The sequence below is a fragment of the Kosmotoga sp. genome (assembly GCF_982836095.1).
On sequence record NZ_CEYIHJ010000236.1, the window covers coordinates 708 to 1,208 of the forward strand.

1 protein-coding gene is annotated in these 501 nt (G+C 45.5%); it reads right to left on the reverse strand.

Features of this window, described 5'->3' with window-relative positions; all coding sequences use genetic code 11:
• On the reverse strand, positions 1-501 hold a 501-nt coding region (locus AC3LHT_RS10590; RefSeq protein ID WP_488662873.1), incomplete at both ends, for a serine/threonine protein kinase.

Here is a 501-nt window from a genome sequence, read left to right on the forward strand (position 1 = left end):
ACCTTCCCGCACCCTTTCAAACGTCTTTTCCAGGGCTTGCAGTTCCTTATCTCTTCCATATAGTTTCTGAGGAACTTGGAACCTCTCCGATATATCGCAAAGCCCAATAGGGAAACCCCAGGTTCCACCATTAATCTCCAGCCTTTCGAGGCATTTTTGCAAATCCGCCTTAATTCCCAATGCGCTTCGATATCTGTCCTCGACATTTTTTTCCAATAACTTCATTACAATATCTGAAATGAACTTCGGTATTTCACGATTTACTTCACAGGGAGGCGCAGGGTTTTTAGCCATATGGCAATGAATCAGTTCCATTGGGTCCGTGCTGGTGAAAGGCGGTCTATGAAGAAGCAACTCGTAAAAAGTAGCCCCCAGAGCGTAGAAGTCTGTGCGGTAATCTATGGGCCGACACATCCTGCCGGTTTGCTCAGGTGAAATGTAGGCCAGAGTGCCTTCTATTACTTTCGGGTCTTTAATTGTTAAATTTTCACGGGGCAAAGT